This is a genomic window from Flavobacterium cutihirudinis, assembly GCF_003385895.1.
In the GTDB taxonomy this organism is placed as follows: Bacteria; Bacteroidota; Bacteroidia; order Flavobacteriales; family Flavobacteriaceae; genus Flavobacterium; species Flavobacterium cutihirudinis.
In genome coordinates this window covers 259,093-284,317 of record NZ_QRDQ01000009.1, presented here as the reverse complement: position 1 = coordinate 284,317, position 25,225 = coordinate 259,093, and the positions used below count along the sequence as shown (strand labels likewise).

The following is a 25,225-nucleotide window of genomic DNA, read 5'->3' as shown; positions in this document are numbered from 1 at the left end:
ATTTAATTTAAAATACCATTAAATGAAAAGAAGTCTTATTATTTTATCAATTTTCCTTTTGCTGGTCGGAAAAGCAAACGGACAAACCAAACATTCCTTTGCGATTGCAAATGGCAATTTTTTATTAGATGGCAAACCCATCCAAATTCATAGCGGTGAGATGCACTATGCCCGAATTCCAAAAGAATATTGGCGTCATCGTTTACAAATGATGAAAGCAATGGGATTAAATGCTGTTGCAACTTATGTTTTCTGGAATTATCATGAAACTGCTCCGGGAGTTTGGGATTTTAAATCGGATAATAGAAACATTGCGGAATACATTAAAATTGCTCAGGAAGAAGGACTTTACGTAATCTTACGTCCGGGACCATATGTTTGTGCAGAATGGGAATTTGGTGGATATCCATGGTTTTTGCAAAAAGTGCCGGACATGGTAATTCGCGGAAATAACAAACAATATTTGGCTGCGACCAAATCGTATTTTACAGCGCTTTACGGTCAGGTGAAAAATTTATTGGTAACTAACGGCGGACCTATTATTATGGTTCAGGGAGAAAACGAATTTGGGTCTTATGTTGCTCAACGTAAAGATATTCCGTTAGAAGAACACAAAAAATATAGTGCAGCGGTTTTCCAACAGTTAAAAGATGTTGGTTTTAATGTACCATTTTTTACTTCAGATGGAAGTTGGCTTTTTGCTGAAGGAGCACTTCCGGGAGCTTTGCCTACTGCCAATGGAGAAGATAATGTAGATAAATTAAAAGAAATCGTTAATAAATTCAACGGTGGAAAAGGTCCTTACATGGTAGCAGAATTCTACCCTGGTTGGTTGGATCATTGGGCGGAACCTTTCCCAAAAGTAAGTGCTGAAGTAGTAGCCAAACAAACTAAGAAATATCTTGACGCTGGCGTTTCTTTCAACTATTATATGGTTCACGGAGGAACGAATTTTGGATTTACATCTGGAGCTAATTATGATGGAAACCATGATATTCAGCCAGATTTAACGTCTTATGATTATGATGCTCCAATTAGTGAAGCGGGTTGGGCAACTGAAAAATACAATGCTATTCGTGATTTATTAAAAACGTCAAAAACTCCTGAAGTTCCGGCAAAAATAAATGTAATAGCAATTCCTGAAATCAAATTGACTAAGGCAGTGAGTTTAGAGTCTGTTAAAAATAAGATCAAACCGGTAAACAATGAGAAACCATTAACTTTTGAAGAATTAAATCAAGGGCATGGATATGTTTGGTACAGTAAGAAATTCAAACAACCTATTAGTGGAAAACTAGAATTAAACGGACTTCGCGATTACGCAATTGTTTATGTTAACGGACAAAAGGTTGCCGAATTGAATAGTTACTACAAAAATTATGAGTGTACTATTGATGTTCCTTTTAATGCTACTTTGGATATTATTGTTGAAAATATGGGACGTATTAATTACGGAGCAAAAATTGTCAACAGTACTAAAGGAATTATTTCTCCGGTTATTATTAACGGTGAAACGATAACAGACGATTGGAATATGTATCCATTACCAATGGATAAAATGCCAAAATTAGCTGATGCAAAAAGCAATGCAAAAGCAGGTCAGCCTGCGCTTTACCAAGGTACTTTTACTTTATCTAAAAAAGGAGACACTTTCCTTGATATGCGCGACTGGGGTAAAGGAATTGTGTTTGTTAACGGAATAAATATTGGACGTTATTGGAGCGTTGGACCACAACAAACTTTGTATTTACCAGGTTGTTGGTTAAATGAAGGAACAAATGAAATTGTTATTTTCGAACAGAAAAATGATAAGATTCAAACGAGTATAAAATCCACTGAAACTCCAATTTTAGAAGACTTACAACCTGAAAAAGGAGATGTAAAATAAAAGATTTTTAAGTTAATCATAAAACAAAAATAAGGCGTTAGTTTCATTAGAAATTAACGCCTTATTTTATTTTATTGTATTTGAATATCTAAATCGGATCTTGTTTTCGATAGGAATTAAATACAAATGTACTTACTCTAAATTACTTTAAATTAACAGTAACTTTTTCAATTTCACCCTGAAAAGTGAAAGGAACATCATACGTTCTATTGACTGGTGTACCGAAATCTTCTCCAACATCTAATGTTTCATCAGCAGAGAATCTACTCGGAACAGTTTTAGGAATATCACCGGTTGCTACTGTTTTTCCATCTACTAGTAAGCTTACTTTTGCAGCCTTACCAGCTCCTCCGCCCGCATAATCAAAATTCACAGTAATGTTGTGTTTTCCGGCTGTTAATGCCGTTGGCGACTGAATCGACCATTTAGATTGTGGATAGTGTGAAAAAGCGTAAGCAAAAGTAGGTTTCCCTTTTTGAAGCATTAAAGCCAGACCGGCAAAGTAACCTCCTTGCGTAATAATCATTCCTTCATCGCCGGCTTTTACTTCTATATCGGCTGTTATATTAAAGGATGTGTTTTTCATATTTGGTGCCATTCCTTCTGTGATACGGGAATTTCCTTCATGGTAAACATAACTGGTTCTGCCTTTATTTAAGTTCGGACGATTTTCAGGATTTACCCTGTCAATATAACGATCATCCAGCGGGAAAACATTATATTTTCTTCCTTCTTCTAAAAAGGCCTTTTGAAGTTCTTTTAGTTTTTCCGGATTTTTTGCAGCAACATCATCTACCTGGCTGAAATCATTTTTAAGATCATATAATTCCCATTTGTAATCTTTCATTGGGTCTTCTGACGGAATTGGATGTCCCTGCCAAGGTAAATTGCGCGGAGTAGTATTGGCTAACCATCCGTCTTTATAGATACCTCTGTTTGCAATAATTTCATAATATTGCGTATTATGTGTTTCAGGTGCTGTGGCATTATCAAAGCTGTAAACAAGACTTTTACCAGCCATAGGAGTTTGTTTGAAACCATCTACTGAATTAGGAGCAGGAATATTTGCTGCCTCAAGGATCGTAGGAACAATATCTGTAATGTGAGCATATTGGCTACGAATCTGACCAGTTTGTTTGATTCTTTTTGGCCAGGAAATAATCATTCCTGTTCTAGTACCTCCTAAATGTGATGCTATTTTTTTATCCCATTGATAAGGTGTATTCATCGCATGCGCCCAACTTTGCGAATAATGTTCCTGCATCCAGGGACCACCAAATTCATCGAGATTTTTCAGCATAAATTCTTCAGTGTCTTTCTCTCCATTTACCATTATACCAATCTCACTTGTAAGTCCTTGTCCGGTTGGATCTTCCGCACTGGCGCCATTATCTCCCATTATATAAATAATAAGTGTATTGTCTAGTTCGCCTAAATCTTTAATTGATGCAATAATTCGTCCTATTTGGTCATCGCAGTAAGCAAGCTGGGCGGCATACACTTCCATTTCTCTTGCTACAACTTTTTTCATATTTGGACTCAAAGCATCCCATTTCTGGTAATCTTTTGGAGTAGGAGCCAGCTTTGCATCTTTTGGAATAACACCCATTGCTTTCTGTTTTTCAAAAGTCATCTCACGTTGTTTATCAAAACCATAATCGAATTTGCCTTTGAATTTTGCAATCCATTCTTTAGGAGCCTGATGAGGTGCGTGCGCCGTTCCCGGAGTATAATAAGCAAAAAATGGTTTTTTAGGTGAAACTGCTTTTTGTGTCTGGATCCATTTAATAGCGTGATTTGCCAAGTCTTTGTCTAATACATAATCTGGGTCAACTTTTCCATCAACTAAATAAGGGTCAATTGGTTTAGTGCCTTCAATTAACGATGGTCTGAACTGATGCGCATCGGCGCCAAGAAAACCGTAAAAATATTCAAAACCTAAACCAGTAGGCCATAAATAAAATGGTCCCGCGGGCGTAGATTGCCAATCTGGTACATTATGATTTTTTCCAAACCATGAAGTACCATAACCGTTATCAGTTAATATTTTTCCAATAGTGGCAACGCTTTTCGGAACTAAACTGTTATAACCTGGATATGGTGTCGAGAACTCCATAATAATTCCAGTGGCGGCAGTATGGTGATTTCTTCCGGTAATAAGTGCTGCTCTCGAAGGTGAACAAACAGCAGTGGTATGAAAACGATTGTATTGCAGTCCGTTTTTTGCCAATGCATCAAAATTTGGTGTAGGAACGGGGCCTCCAAATGTTGAAGTTGCTCCAAAACCTACATCATCAATAAGAATCAGAAGAACGTTGGGAGCTCCCTCTGGAGCACTAATTTCTTTAGGCCATTCAATAGGATCGGAATCCTTTATATTTGGCTCTATTTTACCTACTTTTTGATAAGCTTCAATGGGTAAAACTGTTCTGTCGGGCCAGTTTTGTTCTGAAGATTTTTCTTGTGCCTGCATTAAACTTAATGGAAGCAATACTACTGCTGCAAAGAGTAAAACTTTACTTTTCATAATATGATGTTTGTTAATCATTAAAAAAAAGAACAAATATTTAAAAGCTTGATAAAGAGGAAATAACAGTAAAGTTAATTAATTCTACAATAGCTGTTAAAATTTTTGTTAAAAATTTATAATCATTTGATTTTTAAGTAGATAGTTTTATTGTGGAAAAGTTGAAAACTGAAGTTGATTCTATAAAAATGTTACTCTATTTGCATTAAAAAAGCCACTCAAATCGAGTGGCTTACTTACTTTTGATCTTAGGAAATTATCAGATTTTAGATGTAAACTTTTTATTTAAAATTAGAAGATGATCTGAATTTTAAAATCTATTATTTCTAGATTTTGGCTGAAAGTAGTTACTATTAGTAAACTGGAAAATTCTTTTCGAATGCAGATCCAAAAGAAAAGAAAGAATCCGTACTTCCAACTCCTTCAATTTGGTGAATTTGTTCGTACAGGATTTTACGGAGTTCCTCGTTATTTTGAGCAACAATTTTAATAAATAAAGCATATTTTCCGGAAACCCAATGACATTCTACAACTTCTGGAATGTCTTTTAGTTTTTCGGCAATAGAATACGAAAAACGGGCTTCTTTAGTTACAATTCCGGTATAGGTTGTTGTCTCAAAACCAATTTCTTTGGGATTGAGTTTTACAGAGAAGCCGGTAATTACTCCCGCTTCTTGTAATTTTTTTACTCGCAAGTGTACCAATGAATTGGATATATTTAATTCTTTGGCCAAATCAGAAAATGGGATTCTGCCATTTGCACTCAATTTTTGTATAATCTCTCGATCTAAAAAGTCAGTATTTTCATTCTTCTTATTGTACGCCATCGTTGTAGTTGGTTAATTGATTCTATTATTTTGACAATTCTTTCGTTAAAAAATCTTTTCAAAGTGTCAAAATTACAAAAAATAAGCTTAGATATGTCGAATTGTAAATAATCGTATTTATATACTGTTATAATAGCACTTTTATCTATAGTTTTGTGTCATAATCACACAATTTTAACAAAATGAAAATGGACAAAGATCAATTACTTAATAAATTATGGGAGCAGTATGCCGACATAACCCCATCAGCAAAAAAAATTCATGAATTGTTAGAAAATAGAGGCGAGCAAATTTTCAATGACCATATTGCCATTCGTACTTTCAATGATAAACGTGTTGCTATTGACGTTTTAGAAAAACCTTTTTTAAATGTTGGTTACGAAGCAAAAGGAGAATATAATTTTGAGTCGAAAAAACTATATGCAAAACATTATGAGCATGCTACAGATAAGGATGCTCCGAGAATTTTTATATCTGAATTAGAATTAGAAAAATGTTCTGCTGAATTGCAGGCTACAGTTCAAAATGTATTAGACAATTGTGATCAGAATGTATTTAATGATCCGGAATTAGTTTTAAGCGGTTCTGTATGGAATGGAAATTCGCAAGCCATTTACAAATCATTATTAGAGGAATCTGAATATGCAGCATGGATGTATGTATATGGTTTTAGAGCAAACCACTTTACAATTAATACGAATGCTTTGAAAGAGTTTAAAACTTTAGAAGAATTAAACAATTTCTTAGAAGAAAGCGGATGGAAACTGAATGCATCCGGCGGAAAAATCAAAGGAACTCCAGAACAATTATTAGAACAATCAAGCACATTGGCCGATTTGTATTTGGTGAATTTTGAAGAAGGAGCTGTAGAAATTCCGTCTTGTTATTATGAATTTGCACTTCGTTACCCAATGGCAAATGGAGAATTGTATCAGGGATTTGTTGCATCATCTGCTGATAAAATTTTTGAAAGTACAGACGTAAAGTTGCAGGAAGCTAAATAACAAATTTTCAAAAAAGTCAAAATGACAGGAATAGAATCACAATTTGGAATAAAAGAAGTTTTAAACCAATTAGGCATAAAGGAAATTAACGACGGAACTTCAACAGGACAAAATAATTTTTCGAACGGAACGATTCTGGAAAGTTATTCTCCGGTTGACGGACAGTTAATAGGAAAGATTAAAACTTCGACTGAAGAAGATTACGAAAAAGTTATGGTTTCGGCGAAAGCTGCTTTCCAACAATTTAGATTGATGCCAGCGCCGCAACGTGGAGAAATCGTGCGTCAGTTTGGAGAGAAACTGCGAAAAAATAAAGAAGCCTTAGGAAAATTGGTTTCTTACGAAATGGGGAAATCATTGCAGGAAGGTTATGGTGAAGTACAGGAAATGATTGACATCTGTGATTTTGCAGTTGGACTTTCACGTCAATTGCACGGATTAACGATGCATTCTGAGCGTCCTGGACATCGCATGTATGAGCAATATCATTCTTTAGGAATTGTCGGAATTATTTCGGCATTTAATTTTCCGGTTGCAGTTTGGGCCTGGAATACTGCTTTGGCTTGGATTTGCGGAGATGTTTGTGTTTGGAAACCATCTGAAAAAACACCATTGTGCGCGGTGGCCTGTCAAAATATTATTGCTGAGGTTATCAAAGAAAACAATCTTCCGGAAGGTATTTCATGCCTGATTAATGGCGATTACAAAATTGGTGAGTTGTTGACAAAAGATACTCGCGTGCCTTTAATTTCAGCAACAGGATCTACTCGTATGGGTAAAATTGTAGCACAGGTAGTTGCGGGACGTTTAGGTAAATCATTATTAGAATTAGGAGGAAACAATGCGATCATTGTTACGCCGGATGCAGATATTAAAATGACGGTTATTGGTGCCGTATTTGGTGCAGTGGGAACAGCTGGTCAAAGATGTACATCGACACGTCGTTTAATTATTCACGAAAGTATTTATGATAAAGTAAAAGATGCAATTGTTTCGGCTTACAAACAGTTGCGTATCGGTAATCCATTAGACGAGAAGAACCATGTTGGTCCGTTAATTGACACACATGCCGTTGAAATGTATAAACTGGCTTTAGAAAAAGTAGTGGCTGAAGGCGGAAAACTTCTTGTTGAAGGTGGCGTACTTTCGGGAGAAGGATACGAAAGCGGCTGTTATGTAAAACCTGCAATCGCTGAAGCGGATAACAAATTTGAAATTGTACAACACGAAACTTTTGCCCCAGTCTTGTACCTACTAAAATATTCAGGAACTGTTACCGATGCTATTGAAATCCAAAATGGTGTTGCACAAGGATTATCATCTGCAATTATGACCAACAATTTGCGTGAAGCCGAATTATTTTTATCGGTTTCCGGATCAGATTGCGGAATTGCAACTGTAAATATTGGTACATCCGGAGCTGAAATTGGTGGCGCTTTTGGAGGTGAAAAAGAAACCGGAGGCGGAAGAGAATCAGGATCTGATGCCTGGAAAGTTTACATGAGAAGGCAAACAAATACAATCAACTATACTACTAGTTTGCCATTAGCACAAGGAATAAAATTTGACTTATAAGCCGAATAGAACTAAAGCTTAATACAAGTCACCCACTTTTAATACCGCATTTTGTTTGGTACTATTTTAAAAAATAGCACCAAACAAGGTGCAAACGCATGCAAAAAAAACTAAAAAACTAAAAATTTTATTAACGAAAACCATTACCAAAATGAACAAAAAACTAATTAGGAGGCTCTATTTTATTCCTTTGCTGTTATGTTTGTGGTTGCCAAACATCAACTTTGCGCAAGCTCAAAAAACGATTTCCGGAAAAATTACAGATGATAAAAATAATACGTTACCAGGCGTAAGTATTTCTATCAAAGATTCTAAGTACAATGCAGCGACGGATATTGACGGAAATTATACTTTAGTATACTCATCTACTTTAGTAAATCCGGTTATCGTTTTTTCTTATATGGGATTTATTGGAAAAAGCGAAGAAGTAAATAACCGCACAGAACTTAATGTGGTGATGCAGGAAGAAACCAATAAACTGAATGAAGTTGTCATTATTGGTTATGGATCTCAAAAGAAAAGCAACGTTACCGGAGCGATTTCTACTGTTAAAAAAGAAAGTTTGGAAACCCGCGCGACAACAAGTCCGTCAGAAGCACTTCAAGGATTAGTTGCAGGGGTTAATGTGCAAAAAAGCGGTGGTGTTGCCGGTGCTGCAGTGAGTGTAAAAATTCGTGGAGTAAATACTTTTGGAGCAACAGAACCACTTTATATCATTGACGGATTTCAAGGATCTATTAACACTATAAACCCAACGAATATAGAATCTATGGAGGTTCTTAAAGATGGTGCTGCGGCTGCAATTTACGGATCTGTCGCTGCAAATGGTGTAATTATCGTTACAACTAAAAACGGACAGAAAGAAGGCGTAAAAGTAGATTTTAGTTCTTTTTTGAGTATTACAAATCCATCAAAAACATTAGACATGTTGGATGCTGATGGTTATCGTACCGTTAATAAAAGAATGTATGATGAATACAACAAATATGCAACTTCGCCAAAACCACTTCCGGCTTATATAACTGCACCATCTGACGTGAACACAGATTGGCAGGACGAGGTTTTCCGTTCTGGATTTACACAAAACTACGGTTTAGGAATTCAGGGAAGACAAGGTGATTTTAAATTTGCACTTTATGGTAATTACGTAAAGCAAAAAGGTATCGTAATTGATAACGAATTTGGACAGCAAACGGGTAGCGCGAGAGTGAGTTTCAAAAAATCAATTTTTGATATTGATGGAAAAATGGCTTACATGGGAACGCAAAACGCATTGCCTAATTTTCAGTTAAAAGAAGTTTATACCATGGCGCCTTTGGTTCCGGTTTACGACGAAACAGAAGAATACGGTTACGGATTGGCAAATAAAAATGGTTTACCGGCAGGAACAAATCCGGTTGCCGAAGAACATTTCAAAAAAAGCAACGATATCGGACAGGATATTACAGCAAATATTGCTGCAACAGCAAACATTGCACCTTGGTTAAAATACAAATTGGCTTATTCTTATCGTGTAAAGAATAATCAGCAAACGTTTCATTTTCCTCCATACATTGCAAATCCAAAAGAACCGCATCTTTATCCAGAGCATAGGGAATTAAGAACGACTTGGAATGAGCAAATATTAGACAATATTATCACGATTGATAAAACCTTCGGGAAACATGTTTTTGGTTTAATGCTTGGTAATACTTTTAATAGTCAGGCATCAAACTGGAATGATGTTACTGTTGAAGGTAAAACAACAGATTATACTGTAGAAAACGGACAACTGGTTTCTATCGATCGCCCATCCGGATTTCTTGATCCAGGTTTTGAAACAATTGGTGCCGGAAGAGGAGGTACATATTCTGCTGATGGTTCAAAATTTCAATACAACAGAGTTTCTTTCTTTAGCAGGTTAAATTATTCATATAATGATCGTTACTTACTTCAGGTAACCGTTAGAAAAGATGGTTCTTCTAAGTTTGGTGAAGACAGCCGTTGGGGAACATTCCCTTCTGTTGCTTTAGGATGGAAAATCGAACAGGAAGATTTCTTTCCAAAAGATATGATCCTTTCTACGTTGAAATTGCGTGCGAGCTGGGGACAATTGGGTAATGAAGCTGCTTTAGGATATTACTCTGCAAATACATTAATCAAAACCGGAAATTCTTTGGGTAATGGTTATGTTCAGGGAGTGGGAAGCAATCCATGGCCGGGAAGTATTGCAACAGCATTAGAAAATAGAAACCTACAATGGGAAACTACAGATTCTAAAAATATTGGTATCGATTATACGCTTTTAAAAGGTAAAATCAGCGGTTCGATGAACTACTATCGTAACGTAACAGACAATTTGTTAATTACAAAAAAATTGGCTCCATCTGCAGGAATCGACGATCCAGTTCTTAACGTAGGTAAAATTAGCAACAGCGGATTCGAATTTGAAGTAAATTACCGTGATCAGGTTAATGAGTTTAAATACAACGCAGGATTAAACTTTACGACACTTAAAAACAAAGTAGAACAACTGGCAAATGACGGTCAGACTATTTACGGAGAAGGATTAAAATACGGAGACGAGCACTTTCCGACTCAGGCTCGTGTAGGAAGTCCAATTAGTGGATTCTATTTATACAAAACCGATGGTATTTTCCAATCGGCAGAAGAAGTTGCTGCTCACAGTAAAAATGGTGTTTTATTACAACCAAATGCACAACCGGGAGATATTCGTTTTAAAGATTTGAACGGTGACGGTGTTATTGATGAAAATGATAAAGCTTATGCAGGAACTGGATTACCAAAACTGGAAGTGAATCTTAGTTTGGGTGCAAGTTATAAAGGATTTGATTTTTCTGCTTTGATAGGAAGTGGATGGGGTAATAAATTATACAACGGAAACAGATATTTCTATGAGTCTATGAATGCAGGAACTAATATGTTGGCTTCTACATTAAACTCTTGGACACCGGACAATCACAGTAATATTCCACGTGCGGTATTGCAGGATCCTAACGGAAACAGTCGTGAATCAGATCGTTTTCTTGAAAGTGGCGATTTTATCAGAATGCGCCAATTGCAATTCGGGTATACTGTACCAAGCAAAATGTTAGGTAAAGCAAAAATCGACAAACTTAGATTTTATATAAGCGCTGAAAACTTGTTTACAATCACGAATTATTCAGGTATCGATCCGGAATTCTCACGTGAGAGAGTAATTGACACAGGTGTAGACCGTTTTGTTTATCCATTTACAAGATCATTTGTTTCTGGAGTTCAGTATATATTTTAATTCTATTAATAAGACACTATCATGAAAAAGATATTTTTAATATTATCCACTATAGGTTTATTCACTTTTGCAAGTTGTGATGACTATCTGGATCAACAATCTCCGGATCAGCTTACTTCAGATAATTTCTGGAGAAGTAAAGCTGACGCTGAATCTGCTTTGGCTTCAACTTATTCGCAATTAGAATGCGCTGTAGATGAATGGGCTTTCGCCGAAGTAAAATGGCCTGTTGAGGCGTATCGCGAAGACATAAATGAATTAGGAAGCGACGCGCTGAACTACCAAAACTGGGTCGAACTTTCGACTTTTACGTACACAAACGGAAACAGTCAGTTTACCAGTTATTGGAAAATTAATTACAGAGGAATCAGTAATGCCAATCAGGTTATTGATAAATTGCCACAAGTTCCTTCAGCAAAAATAACTGATGATGAACGCAAGCAAATTGAAGCGGAAGCTCGTTTTTTACGTGCTTACTATCATATGAAACTGATTCTGAACTGGGATCAGATTTATATCAGAAATAAATATATTACAAAAGAAAGCGATTTAAATATTCCATTATCAACACGCGCAGAAGCTTGGGATTTTATTACAAGCGAATTTAAAGCTGTAGCAGCGATTTTGCCTGCAAAACAATCTTCAGACAAAACAGGACGTGCAACAAGCGGCGCGGCAAACAGTTATTTAGGTTTTGCTTATTTGACGAGAGCGTATGAAGAAACGGCTCAAAAACAAACTTTCCTGAACGAAGCGCTTACAGCATTCAACAAAGTGCAAGGATATGAGTTGGTTAAAGACTACGTTTCAATGTTTGACGGAACAACAAAAAATACCAAAGAATCGATCTTCGAACTTCAGTTTTCAGAAACTACAGCAAACGGTGCTTTCTACCGTAATGCGCTTCATTACTGGATGGCAGCTGCAGAACTTGGCGGATGGGATGAAATTCTTCCGAGTCCAATGTTGGTAAATGAATTCAAAAAAGAAGGAAAAATTGCGACTACAGGAAATTACGATTCACGTATTTACAGTACAATTTTCTTCAAAGATCCTTATTTTAATGATGCTAATAACCCAATGGTTTTAGGAACAACTTATGACGATAAATTCGGGGATACAGACAAACCGGTATATCGTAAATTTATTCCAAGCACACAGGAAAAAATGGATCAGGAATTTACGGCAATCAACGTTCCTTTGATGAGATATTCAAACGTATTGTTGATGCAGGCCGAAGTTTTGAACGAATTAGGACGTCCGGCAGAAGCTATTCCGTATATCAACAAAGTTCGTGAAAGAGCTGACATGCCAGGAATGACAGGAACTACTGTAGCTCAGGTAAAAGCACAAATTGAACACGAAAGAATTTTAGAGTTTCCACTTGAAAATTATCGTTTTTATGATTTGCGTCGTTGGGGAAAAACAAAAGAAGCACTTGATGCCGTTGGACGTACAGGTTTTGACGCGGCTAAGAACAATTTTTACCCAATTCCATTGACAGAATTACAAACGAATTAATTCTCTAAATGATTTTAATTTAAAAAAAGAATAGCCTATATTTCTTGGGCTATTCTTTTTGTCTAAAGATATAGATCTTCTCAGTAAAACGGGAAGGTCTTTAGCTATATAACAACATAAAACAAAAACATAAAAACATGGAGAAAAAGAAAATACTTTTTATTCTTGCTTCCTTTTTTATAATACAATCAGGTTGGTCTCAAAAGAACTTTCCAAATTTAGAATCAGGTAAAAACAGTATAAATTTTAGAGGAAACCCAACAAATGCCACAGACAGAAAATCATTGGCATTCTCAGATAAAGGTGCATGGTTTGGTTTCGGATTTTTAGATTCTTCTGAAACACAAGCCGGATTTTCAGGTCCTTTTTTAATGACAGAACAAAATGGTGTTTGGTTAAGTCCGTCTTTCGTTTCGCTGGAGCTAAAGGATCAAAACAGTCAGGAAATCATGAACTGGAAAAGTGCATTGATTGATCAAAATAGCTACAACAGCCATTTAGAACAACATTTTGCAAATGAAAAATTAGATGTTAAGCAACAACTAGTTTTTTTATCAGGTCATTCAGCATTGCAGAAAACCAGCATTACAAATAAAACCGGAAAAACGATAACACTTTTTCCGTCTTATAATGCGACACTTTTTCTAGATGATTTGAAGTTGTCAGATGAAAATAATATCCTAAAAATTGTTTCTGCAAAAAGTACTGCTGTAGGTTACATTCAGTTTTTAAAATCGAATGCTAAAATCGAAATCTCAAAAGAAGGATACAAAGCGCAAACGGAGAAACTGGTTTTAAAACCAAATGAAACTAAAGAAATTGTGGTATCTCAAACGTTTATCTTTTCGCAGTATTCTTGGGAAAAGGAAAATCAGGTTATACAAAAAACAGTTTTTAATACACTGCTGAACAACACGCAAAAAGAAAAAGAAAAACTATTGACGCAGTTGATTGTCAAAAAGAAAAGTATTTACAAAGATCAGGTGTATTCTGATTTAGTAGCAAAACTGGCTTTGACTTTACAAAACAATACCCGAATTGCAGCTGAAGGATTAAAACACGCCGGTCTTTTTCCGAGTTACAATTACGAATGGTTTCATGGTTTCTGGGCTTGGGATAGCTGGAAACATGCTGTAGCTGTGGCAAATTATGATTCGGAATTGGCGAAAAACCAAATGCGTGCTCTATTTGATTATCAGGAACCGAATGGGTTCATTCCGGATTGTATTTACAGAAACAATCTTCTGGAAGAAAACAATTACCGAAACACAAAAGCGCCGCTTGCTGCCTGGGCAATCTGGAAAATTTATGAAAAATCGAAAGACGTTGATTTTCTAAAAGAGTTTTATCCGAAGCTGAAATCATATCACAATTGGTGGTACAAAGAACGTGACCACGATCAGGACGGAATATGTGAATTTGGTTCTACAGACGGAACCGTAATCGCAGCAAAATGGGAAAGCGGAATGGATAATGCAGTTCGTTTTGATGACAGTAAAATTCTGAAAAACGGAGAAAAAGCATTTTCGCTAGATCAGGAAAGTGTCGATTTAAATTCATTTTTATTTGCTGAGAAAAACTATCTCAATAAAATGGCTGAGGTTTTAAAACTGACTGATGAAGCTATAAAATGGAAAGAAGAAAGTGCGGCCTTAAAAATCAAAATCCAAAACCAGTTTTGGGATTCTGAAACAGGTTGGTTTTACGACACCACAATAGACGGAAAAACTTTGATTAAAGGAATGGGATGCGAAGGATATTTGCCAATTTGGTCAGAAGTTGCGACTGCTGAGCAAGCTAAAGCTGCAAAAGCAAATATGATGAATACAACAAGTTTAAACACTTTTGTACCTCTACCAACATTAGCTGCAAATCATCCTAGATTTAAGCCTGATAATGGTTACTGGAGAGGACCGGTTTGGGTAGATCAAAGTTATTTCGGTATCAACGGATTGGAAAAATATGGCTACACAACAGAAGCAAATGAACTGGCACATAAACTGATTTATAATGCAGAAGGAGTTCTCGACAAAGGCACTTCAATTAGAGAAAATTATCAGCCTGTTACCGGAAAAGGTTTAGAAGCTTTTAATTTTAGCTGGTCTGCATCTCATTATTTAATGTTGCTTTTAGAGGATAAATAATAAAAGCTTAGATTTAAACACATAAAAACAGAGATCATTAGATTTGTAATAGGAACGTTAAAAGAAGTTTCACTTTTCTAAAGTAAACATAGCTATGTGTTAGAAACTAGTTTCTTTCATCTATCTTTTTTAGAAATAAAAACTATGTCTCTATGTGTTTAATTTAACTTAATAAATAACAAACGACTTAATATGTTCAACCAAAATATATCTTTCACAAAATTAATACTGGCAGGATTGCTTATTGCAGGCTGCCATTCAACACCCTTTTTTGCCCAAAATAAAAAAACTACTGTTTCAGAAAATAAAGATCCAAAACGTTTTTTTTCAAAATCGGATTTAATGCAAATTGGTGTTTATTATTATCCGGAACAATGGCCAAGAGAGCAATGGGAACGTGATTTAAAAAACATAAAAAAACTTGGATTTGAGTTTACGCATTTTGCCGAATTTGCGTGGACTTTTATGGAACCTGAAGAAGGAAAATATGATTTTAAATGGCTGGATGATGCTTTGGCTATAGCCGAAAAAGAAGGTCTTAAAGTCATTATGTGTACACCAACACCAACACCCCCGGCCTGGATGGGAGAAAAATATCCTGAAATCTATCTAGTTGATGCAAGCGGTCGTCGCAGAGAGCATGGTAATAGAGCCAATCAATCTGTTTCTAACGAAAAATACAGAGAGTTTGTAGAAAAGATCGTTACAGAACTAGGAAAAAGATACGGAAAAAATAAAAACATCATGGGCTGGCAAGTAGATAATGAGCCGGGCGCACCAGATGATTTTAGTCCATCGGCACAAAAAGGATTTCAGAAATGGCTTAAAGCAAAATACGGAACAATTGAAAAACTGAATGCGGAATGGCTGGGTTCTTTCTGGAGTATACGCTACAATAATTTTGAGCAGATTGCGATTCCAAATGCTGAGATTTATTTCGAAGACAAACTAAGTCCGCATGCTATTTTGGATTTCAAAAGATATACAGCCGATTCTCAGGCAGAATATCTGAATTTGCAAGCCGAAACGCTTCGTAAATATGTTGATCCAAAACAATGGATTACGACAAATTATACCAATGTAGTGTATGGAGCAGATCCGAGAAGAACAGACAAAATGGATTTTGCGACTTATACGATGTATCCCGTAAGCGGAAGAAATCAGTTGGGTGGACAAAATTTCAGAATGGGGCATCCTAATAAAATTTCAGAAGCCAATGATTATTACAGATCAATAAATGGTGTTACCGGAGTTATGGAAATGCAACCGGGACAAGTAAACTGGGCTAGTATTAATCCGCAATTGCTTCCGGGAACGGTTCATATGTGGATTTCTCAGGCTTTCGGCGGAGGTTGCTCGTTTACGTGTACTTATAGATACAGACATCCTCTTGGAAGTAGTGAAATGTACCACGACGGAATTGTAGGTACTGATGGCGTAACGTTAAGTCAGGGAGGAAAAGAGTTTGTACAATCAATCGAAGACATGAAATTACTTCGAAAAGAATACAATCCGAAAGCAGTATTACCGGACAATATTGCAAAAAGAAAAACCGGATTTTTATGGAGTCATGAAAACCTGTGGGATTTAGAAAATCAAAAGCAAACCGAATTCTGGAATACCTGGAGACATAGAAATACCTATACTTCGGCTGTAAAATCGACGGGTGCGCCAATGGATTTTATTACAGAAGAAAGTGATTTTTCAGCGTATCCGTTTATTGTAGCACCTGCTTATCAGCTTATCGATCAGAAGTTGGTTGACAAATGGACGAAATATGTAGAAAATGGAGGTAACCTTATTCTTTCTTGCCGAACAGGACAAAAAGATAAAAACGGACATTTTTTTGAAGCCAAATGGAATGCGCCAATTGTTCCGTTAATTGGAGCTGATGTTGAATTTTTTGATATGTTGGTTGAAGATGTAAACGGAACAGTAACTACTGCACAAAATACTTACAAATGGAATGCTTGGGCAGATGTTTTAAATCCGAAACAAGGTACAGAAGTTTTAGCCTCTTATGCAGATCAGTTTTATAAAGGAAAAGCAGCAGCAATTACCAGAAAATTAGGAAAAGGAACAGTTACTTATATTGGAGCTGAAAGCAAAGACGGTAACTTAGAAAGAGAAGTTGTCAGAAAGGTATATGAGAATGCCAAAGTAGCAATCGAAAATTTCCCAAAAGGAGTTTATGTAGAATGGAGAGATGGCTTTTTTGTAGGCGTAAATTATACCAACGAAACAGTTAATTTACCTATTCCTGCAGGAAGTAAAATATTGGTTGGACAAAATCCGTTAGAGCCGGCGCAGTCAGTGATTTGGAAGTAATCACGCCGTATTCCTGCAAGGTTTTCAAAACCTTGCAGGTATGTATTTATAATAAAGAAAATATTGTAGATTTTACGGAATGTATTTAAATACCTTCAAGGTCAGAAAAAGACCTTGCAGGAGAACGCAAACAGAGAAAAATTAGTGCAAATTCGTGTAATTTGTGGCGAAAAAAAGAATAAACAATTTAATAGAATAGCAATGAATTTTTCAGAAGCAATTATTCAGGATTTAGTAAAAGAACATTACGGATTAAATGTGACCGTAAAAGCATTAAACGGATATGATGAGTTGAATTTCCTTTTATCAGATGAAAAAAATAAAAAATACATTCTAAAAGTATCCAATGAAAGTCATCCGTTTCCTTTTTTAGAAGCGCAGGTGGCCATTATAAGTCATCTTACTAAAAGCAATATTTCAGATTTTTTTCAGCATTTCAGTGTTAATAAAGATGGAGAAGCACTTACTAAAATAGTGGGAGATTTTCAAACCTATTATATCCGAATTCTAAACTTTTTAGAAGGGATTTTCTGGGTAGATGAAAAAAATAAAACAACAGAATTGCATCATAATTTGGGTTCCTTTTTGGGTCAGATGGATGCTGCACTGGCAAATTTTTCTCATCCTGCAATGCATCGCAATTACACTTGGGATATTAGCCGAGCAAGCGAAGCAAATGATAATTTGAAATTCATTCGGAATCATGAAAGAAGACGTATTGCAGGTTATTTTTTAGTGCAGTTTGATACAGAAGTAGTACCCCAGATTCACCGTTTGAGGCACGCGTATATACATAATGATGCCAACGATTATAATGTGTTGGTACAAGAAAATCGCATTAGTGGTTTAATTGATTTTGGCGATATGGTGTATACCGCTCTAATCAATAATCTGGCAATCGCCTGTACATACGCAATGCTCGATGAAGAAGATCCATTGACTGTCGCAACATCAATTGTCGAAGGCTATCACAAAGCATATGCACTTACGGAGCAGGAATTAGATGTATTGTATTATTTAATTGCCGGCAGACTTTGCATTAGTGTTACACAATCGGCTTACAATGCATCATTAGACAGCGACAACGAGCATCATTTTATTACCGAAAAACCAGCTTGGGATTTATTATATAAATTAATTAAAATTAACCCAATCAAAGCGCAGGATGCCTTTAGAAAAGCATGCGGTTTTGAAGGATTAATTACCAATGATGATTACTCGGAATTGCTTGAAATCAGAAAAAAGAAAATTGGCAGAAACTTGAGTATTGGCTACAAAGACAAATTGAAAATTGTAAAAGGAGCTTTGCAATATTTGTATGATGACAAAGGAAGAACTTTTGTTGACTGCGTAAATAATCCTTCGCACGTAGGACATTGCCATCCGGTTGTGGTGAGAAAAATGCAGAAGCAAATTGCAACATTAAATACCAATACGAGATATTTAAATGATGCAATTACAGAATACGCAGAAAAACTTACTGCGACTTTACCGAAAAAATTAAGTGTTTGTTACTTCGTCAATTCAGGTAGTGAAGCCAATGATTTAGCGATTAGAATGAGTCGTCATTTTACCAAACAAAAAGATATTATTGTTCTGGATCATGCGTATCATGGAACTTCGACGGTGGCAATGGAAATGAGTCCGTATAAATTTGACAGTAAAGGCGGTTCTGGCCAAATGCCATGGATTCATAAAGCAATCAATCCTGATTTGTATCGCGGACCTCATAAATATGGAGACGCTGAAGCAGGAGAAAAATATGCTGCCGATGTACAACGAATTATCGAAAATCTAAAAACTGAAGACAAAGCTCCGGCCGTATTTATTTGCGAAACTTTGTTGGGTGTTGGAGGGCAGATTCCGTTACCGGAAAATTACCTGAAAACGGTTTACGATTATGTAAGAGCAGCCGGTGGCGTTTGTATTGCAGATGAAGTTCAGGTTGGATTTGGAAGAATTGGTGATCATTTTTGGGGTTTTGAATTGCAAAATGTAGTTCCGGATATTGTTGTTTTAGGAAAACCAATTGGTAACGGACATCCGCTTGCGGCGGTTATCGTTACGGAGGAAATTGCAGAAGCGTTCAATAACGGACTGGAATATTTCAATACTTTCGGAGGAAATCCTGTTTCTATGACTACAGGTTTGGCAGTTTTAGATGTGATTCAGGAAGAAGAAATGCAGCAACACGCTTTAGAAACCGGAAATCATTTGATGAATGGACTGAAAGGTTTAATGGCTAAATATCCTATTATTAGTGATGTTCGCGGACATGGTTTGTTCATTGGAGCAGAAATGGTAAAAGACAGGATTACGATGGAACCCGCTATTCCAGAAATAGATATTGTAGTCGAGAAACTAAAAGAAAAAGGATATTTATTAAGTACAGACGGGCCATTACACAACGTTTTAAAAATAAAACCACCAATGCCATTCAACAAGCAAAATGCAGATGAAATGGTACAATTGCTTGACATCGCATTGAGCGAATTATAGTTTTTTTTTTTTTTTTTTTTTTTAACACATTGAAACATAGATTTTTATCTTAAAAAAAGGCGAGAAAAAAGAAACCCGTTTCTTAACACATAGTCCCGATAGCTATCGGATGTATTCATGTTAAGTGAAACGCCTTTCACACACAATAAAAATATATGTTTCTATGTGTTAGAATATTAGTTAACAAAATATAAAAATGAATAATAATATCCTTCCAAAGATTTCTGCTAAACTTTCAAGTTTAGAAAAGGAATTAGAGGGCAAATTATTTTACGATCATACGATGCGCTTGCTTTATGCAACTGATGCGAGCGCTTACAAAGAAATGCCTTTGGCAGTAGCAATTCCGAAAACAAAGGAAGATATTCGAAAAATTATTGCTTTTGCAAAAGAAAATAAAAGCAGCGTTATTCCTCGTGCAGCCGGAACTTCACTTGCGGGACAAGTTGTTGGAAATGGTATCGTAGTTGATATTTCACAGGAATTTACTAAAATCATTTCGGTAAATCAGGAAGAAAAATCGGCTTGGGTAGAACCTGGTGTAATTCGGGACGAGCTGAATCTTCATTTAAAACCGTATAAACTTTTTTTCGGGCCAGAAACTTCGACTAGTAATCGCTGTATGATCGGCGGAATGGTTGGTAATAATGCCTGTGGAGCAAGATCAGTTATTTACGGTTCAACGCGTGAGCATGTATTGGAAATAAAAGGCTTTTTGGCCGATGGAAATGAGGTCGTTTTTGGCGCCTTGACCAACGCCGAATTTGAAGATAAATGCAACGGAATTAACGTTGTAAGTCCGTTAGAACAGGCTGTTTATGTTCAAGCCAAAGCAATTTTGTCTTCTGAAAATAACAGAAGTTTATTTGATGAAAATTTTCCCAAGAAAACGATTCCGAGGAGAAATACAGGTTATGCTTTAGATTTATTAGCTGACAGCAAACCGTTTGGGAACTCAGATGAAAAATTCAATTTTTGCAAACTAATTGCAGGATCTGAAGGGACTTTATTTTTTTCTACAGCTATTAAGCTAAATTTAGTAGATGCTTTAAAACCTTTCGCGGCTTTGGTTTGTGTGCATTTTGAAAGTATTCACGAATCTTTAAAAGCAAATATCGAAGCTTTAAAATTTAATCCGGACAGCGTTGAGCTAATTGATCATTATATTTTGGAATGTACCAAAGAAAATATTGAGCAAAGCAAGAATCGGTTTTTTGTAAAAGGCGATCCAAAGGCTATTTTGGCTGTTGAATTTTTAAGAGATTCTAAAGAGGAAATTGAGGTTTTAGCAAAGGAAATGGAAGCTTTGATGCGTTCTCAAAATCTCGGCTATCATTTTCCAATTGTTTATGGAGATGATACAAACAAAGTCTGGGCTTTACGAAAAGCAGGTTTGGGTTTGTTGTCGAATATTCCTGGAGATGCCAAAGCGGTTGCTGTAATTGAAGATACTGCAGTCGACGTAAATGATTTGCCTGATTTTATAGAAGATTTTAATGCAGTCTTAAAAGAAAGAAATTTAAACTGTGTGCATTATGCGCATGCCGCTACAGGCGAATTGCATTTGCGCCCTATTATTGATTTAAAAACCAAAGAAGGAACGGAACTTTTTAGAACAATAGCGACTGATATTGCACATTTAGTAAAAAAGTATAAAGGCTCTTTGAGTGGTGAACATGGTGATGGACGACTTCGCGGAGAATTTATTCCCTTGATGTTGGGAGATGAAATTTATCAATTGTTTCTTGAGGTAAAAAATACCTGGGATCCTTGGGGAATTTTTAATCCGGGGAAAATTGTAAATACGCCTCCTATGGACACGAGTTTGCGTTATACGGCAGGGCAGGAAACGCCAATGCCGGAAACGTATTTCGATTTCTCGGAACATAACGGAATTCTTCGTGCGGCCGAAATGTGCAACGGTTCAGGAGATTGTCGTAAAACAGAAAAAAGCGGCGGTACGATGTGCCCAAGTTATATGGCAACCCGAGACGAAAAACATACAACTCGTGCGCGCGCCAATATGTTGAGGGAAACCATAACAAACTCCACAAAAGCAAATCGATTTGATGATGAAAATTTGCTTGATGTGCTCGATTTATGTCTGAGTTGTAAAGGATGCAAATCGGAATGTCCTTCGAATGTTGATATGGCAAAATTGAAAGCCGAAACTTTACAACAATATCATGATAAAAATGGTGTCAAATTCAGATCGAAATTGATTGGAAATACACCAAAAATAAATCAGTTGTTTGCCACAATTCCTTGGGCATATAATATATCAACAAAAGGGACTTTAGGAAATTGGATTAAAAAAGCAACAGGTTTTGCCGTAGAAAGACAATTGCCTTTGATGTATAAAATGACTTTCGCCAAATGGATGAAAGCGTACAACCAGAAAGGTGATTTTGTAAATGGCAGCGTGTTTTTATATAATGATGAATTTCTGAATTATTATGATGTGGAAATTGGCCAAACAGCAGTTAAACTTCTGAATCGTTTGGGATATGCGGTTGAAATTCCAAAGATAGGAATGAGCGGCAGAACGTATCTTTCTAAAGGAATGCTGAAAGAAGCGCGTGAAATTGCAGAAAAGAATATTATAGATTTTGAAAAGACAATTCCGGAAAGTAGTGTCCTTATTGGTATAGAACCTTCTGCAATATTGAGTTTTCGTGATGAATATCCTGATTTGTGCCGTGGAGATTTAAAAGAAAAGGCAAAAAAAATGGCGTCCAGAACTTTTTTGATAGAAGAGTTTTTAGCAAAAGAACTTGATGAAGGAAGAATTTCATCTTCTAGTTTTACAGACAAGACTGAGCGCGTGAGAATGCATGGACATTGTTTTCAAAAAACTTTATCGTCGTTGGTTCCGCTTAAGAAAATACTTTTATTGCCAAAGAATTACAGCGTTCTTAATATTCCAAGTGGTTGTTGTGGTATGGCAGGGTCTTTTGGATACGAGAAAGAACATTATGATATTTCTATGAAAATTGGAGAATTGGTTTTGTTTCCTGCTATCAGAGAGGAAGAAACAGCTACTTTAATTTCTGCTTCGGGAACAAGCTGCCGACATCAGATTGCGGATGGAACGGGAAGAAAAGCGCAGCATCCGGTCGAGATATTGTATGAAGCGTTAAAATAAATTTTATCCATTACCAATAGATTATTGATTTATTATCGTTCCAATATTCCGTAGAGGCGCACGGAAGTGCGTCTAACGTATTGTGGATATTCGTTGCGTAGACGCACTGCCGTGCGTCTCTACAGATATGCTTTGTGTTAAAATATACATTGTGTGTTTATTTAAGCAGATTAAAATTGATTTTATTTTCGTTCCAATATTCCGTAGAGGCGCACTGCAGTGCGTCTAACGTATTGTGGATATTCATTGCGTAGACGCACTGCCGTGCGCCTCTACAGATATGCTTTGTGTAAAATACATCTTGTATGTTTATTTCAAAACGATAAATTTAATCTGCGTGTATCTGCTAAAATCATTTTTAAATCTGCGTGAAAAAAATTAAATATTCTAATAAAAAAAACAAACCTCCGCAATTGCGGAGGTTTGCCCGTTAAAAATACACTAATTCAAAATAACTAGTGAAGCTTGATGTTGATTGTCTCACCATCAGAAATGACCTTATTGATCATTATTTTTTTTCCGTCAGTTATTTTTATTTTTAGATTCTTGCCGACTCTTTCAACTGTAATGTCAAAATCTTGTTCGAAGGCATGAATACGTTTGAGTTTCATAACAGGCCAGGATTTAGGAAGTCGCGGTGTAAAATCGAAACTGTGTAATCCCGTAGGGCGTATTCCAAATAATCCTTCTGTGAAAATTCGGCAATACAAACCGCTTTCAGCAGATAAATGGCGCTGATCGCCTTCCGGATAAGCTTCTACAGGATAAGGAACGTGATCTCCTAACAAACGACGATTGGAATAATAATGAAGAAAATCCAGCGCTTTGTCTGTTTCTCCTGCTGCTAATACGCCTCTTAAAGCATATAAAGTAGAGCGATCCCAGAAAATTTTATCTCCCGCAACGCTTGCAAGACCATCTTTTGTCCATAATCTTGGTGAAAATAAGGCATCAATTGTTCCATCTTTTCGGTCGTAAATACCCATTGTTAGTGGCGTACAAATCCATGCTCTCAAAACATCATTCTCTTTATAATATTTATAAGTCTCAAATCCTTCGACTTTAGCACCAAAATATTTTTCGATGGCAATCTTTAATTTTTCAGCTTCCGCTTTATATGTTTTCAACTGACTTTCATTTTTGCCTAAAGCTTTTCCTAAATAAACCGCCGAGTTTAGCGCATCATAATATAATGATGAAGTGTTGAGATTTGCTTTTCCTGCCGGAAGACGCCCTTCAAGTTCATCAGAATCAGAAGTTACAATACCGTCGCTATTTATTTTTCTATGACAATATTCAAGACACCATTCAATCAGCGGCCACAATTGATTTGCTTCATTTGTATTACCTCTTGAAAGTGCATAACGGGCTGCTCCGTAAGCAATCATTGCGCCATCGCCACGGTCGCCGGCTCCGGCCCAAATATCAGTTCCTTCAGCAATTATAGAACTCGGAATAGGTTTGTAGTCCTTGTTCATGAATTTTGCAAATTGGAGATAAGCATTTAATGAAGCCTGATTTCCGTAATCGTAACCTAAAAACGGAAAGAACGGCCCAATATATTCCGCCTGATCGTTTGCCCAAATTGCCGCGTAATAGGATTCTCCGCCAGGACCATGCATCGGCCCGCCTTTGGTTTCAAAAATACTTTCGGAAGCTCTGATTTTGGCGAAAGCAAATTCGGTATTCAAAACCGGATCTGGGGTTTCTAATACAAGTTTGCTCCACAAGTCACGTATTAGTTCTAGTCGTTTGTTTTTTTCCTCTTCGGCATTTACAACTGGAACCGATTCGTTGGCTTTCACGCCGGAATAGAAAATAGAAAAGCGAACCGTTTCATTTGGCTTAAGCGTAAAACTTCCATCATTAGAAAGATCGACATGAATGGTGTAACTGCCTTCTATTCCTTTTGATGAATCTGTGGTATAAACTGTGTTTGATTTTGGAATTTCTACACTACAGTTTTTATCTGAAGTATTTTTAACCGAATAAATTTCGCAATAGCCGGACAAAGTTGTAGAAGAAAAAAAGGTTCTTGTTAATTCCAGTGCAGTACCTACTTTACTTTTGACGAATAATGTTCCGTTAAGTGTTAGTGAAACGGTTTTTTCGGCAGCAATTGGTTTGTAATTTACGGTAACCAAATCAAAACCGTCTTGTGCAAACTGACGCGTTAAACTTGCATGAGTATTGTTGGGAATGGTTCTGAGCATTGGCCAAACCAAACTGCGTGTTGCATGAAAAGAACCGTCTGTTGCAACTCCGTATCGCAGTACGCACGAGATTTTTTTACCACTCATTTCGATATGATCATCATGCGGAATGTTATTGTTTATTTGCCATGAAATAGCGCCATCCTGATCGATTTGCCAGCGTCGGTCGTCTTGCGAAAACAGAGTTGTTACACTGAAGCAAATTGCAGCAATGGCAAATAGAAAGTGTTGCTGATTTTTTCTAAAAGATCTCTTCATTAAACTTTTTTTAAATTATTTT

12 protein-coding genes are annotated in these 25,225 nt (G+C 36.4%); 9 read left to right on the top strand and 3 right to left on the bottom strand.

All coding sequences use genetic code 11. The features are described 5' to 3' along the window. Positions 1–22 precede the first annotated feature (22 nt). Positions 23–1,888: a glycoside hydrolase family 35 protein gene (locus BD847_RS12155; RefSeq protein WP_115888540.1), complete on the top strand. Its 1,866-nt coding sequence runs from the start codon at positions 23–25 to the stop codon at positions 1,886–1,888. Between the two features lie 142 nt (positions 1,889–2,030). On the opposite strand, the gene BD847_RS12150 is transcribed toward BD847_RS12155, so the two are convergent. Next, positions 2,031–4,415 (bottom strand): arylsulfatase, encoded by a 2,385-nt coding sequence (locus tag BD847_RS12150; RefSeq protein WP_115888539.1) that lies wholly within the window; start codon positions 4,413–4,415, stop codon positions 2,031–2,033. 353 nt (positions 4,416–4,768) lie between these two features. Next, complete coding sequence (locus tag BD847_RS12145) at positions 4,769–5,242, bottom strand: Lrp/AsnC family transcriptional regulator (protein ID WP_115888538.1); 474 nt, start codon at positions 5,240–5,242, stop codon at positions 4,769–4,771. Positions 5,243–5,430: 188 nt separating this feature from the next. Here BD847_RS12145 and BD847_RS12140 point away from each other — a divergent pair, with 188 nt between their 5' ends. The 8 genes from BD847_RS12140 (at position 5,431) to BD847_RS12105 (ending at position 22,732) form a co-directional block, all read left to right on the top strand. Beyond that, entirely contained in the window at positions 5,431–6,246 is an 816-nt protein-coding gene (locus BD847_RS12140; RefSeq protein ID WP_115889014.1) for a DUF1338 domain-containing protein, read from the top strand. Between the two features lie 21 nt (positions 6,247–6,267). Next, positions 6,268–7,821 (top strand): L-piperidine-6-carboxylate dehydrogenase, encoded by a 1,554-nt coding sequence (amaB, locus tag BD847_RS12135; RefSeq protein ID WP_115888537.1) that lies wholly within the window; start codon positions 6,268–6,270, stop codon positions 7,819–7,821. A 151-nt stretch (positions 7,822–7,972) separates the two neighbouring features. Then, on the top strand, positions 7,973–11,095 hold the full coding sequence (locus tag BD847_RS12130) for a SusC/RagA family TonB-linked outer membrane protein (RefSeq protein WP_244201595.1): 3,123 nt from the start codon (positions 7,973–7,975) through the stop codon (positions 11,093–11,095). 21 nt (positions 11,096–11,116) lie between these two features. Beyond that, the gene (locus tag BD847_RS12125; protein ID WP_115888536.1) at positions 11,117–12,616 is read left to right on the top strand and encodes a RagB/SusD family nutrient uptake outer membrane protein; all 1,500 of its coding nucleotides are present in this window, start codon (positions 11,117–11,119) and stop codon (positions 12,614–12,616) included. Positions 12,617–12,753: 137 nt separating this feature from the next. Continuing rightward, entirely contained in the window at positions 12,754–14,760 is a 2,007-nt protein-coding gene (locus BD847_RS12120) for an MGH1-like glycoside hydrolase domain-containing protein (protein WP_115888535.1), read from the top strand. Between the two features lie 192 nt (positions 14,761–14,952). Continuing rightward, complete coding sequence (locus tag BD847_RS12115; RefSeq protein ID WP_115888534.1) at positions 14,953–17,088, top strand: beta-galactosidase; 2,136 nt, start codon at positions 14,953–14,955, stop codon at positions 17,086–17,088. 201 nt (positions 17,089–17,289) lie between these two features. Further along, complete coding sequence (locus tag BD847_RS12110) at positions 17,290–19,587, top strand: aminotransferase class III-fold pyridoxal phosphate-dependent enzyme (protein WP_115889012.1); 2,298 nt, start codon at positions 17,290–17,292, stop codon at positions 19,585–19,587. Between the two features lie 196 nt (positions 19,588–19,783). Then, on the top strand, positions 19,784–22,732 hold the full coding sequence (locus BD847_RS12105) for an FAD-binding and (Fe-S)-binding domain-containing protein (protein ID WP_115888533.1): 2,949 nt from the start codon (positions 19,784–19,786) through the stop codon (positions 22,730–22,732). Positions 22,733–23,187: 455 nt separating this feature from the next. Here the strand turns inward: BD847_RS12105 and BD847_RS12100 are convergent, their stop codons facing one another. Next, positions 23,188–25,203, bottom strand: a complete 2,016-nt coding sequence (locus BD847_RS12100; protein ID WP_208641799.1) for a hypothetical protein — start codon at positions 25,201–25,203, stop codon at positions 23,188–23,190. Positions 25,204–25,225 lie beyond the last annotated feature (22 nt).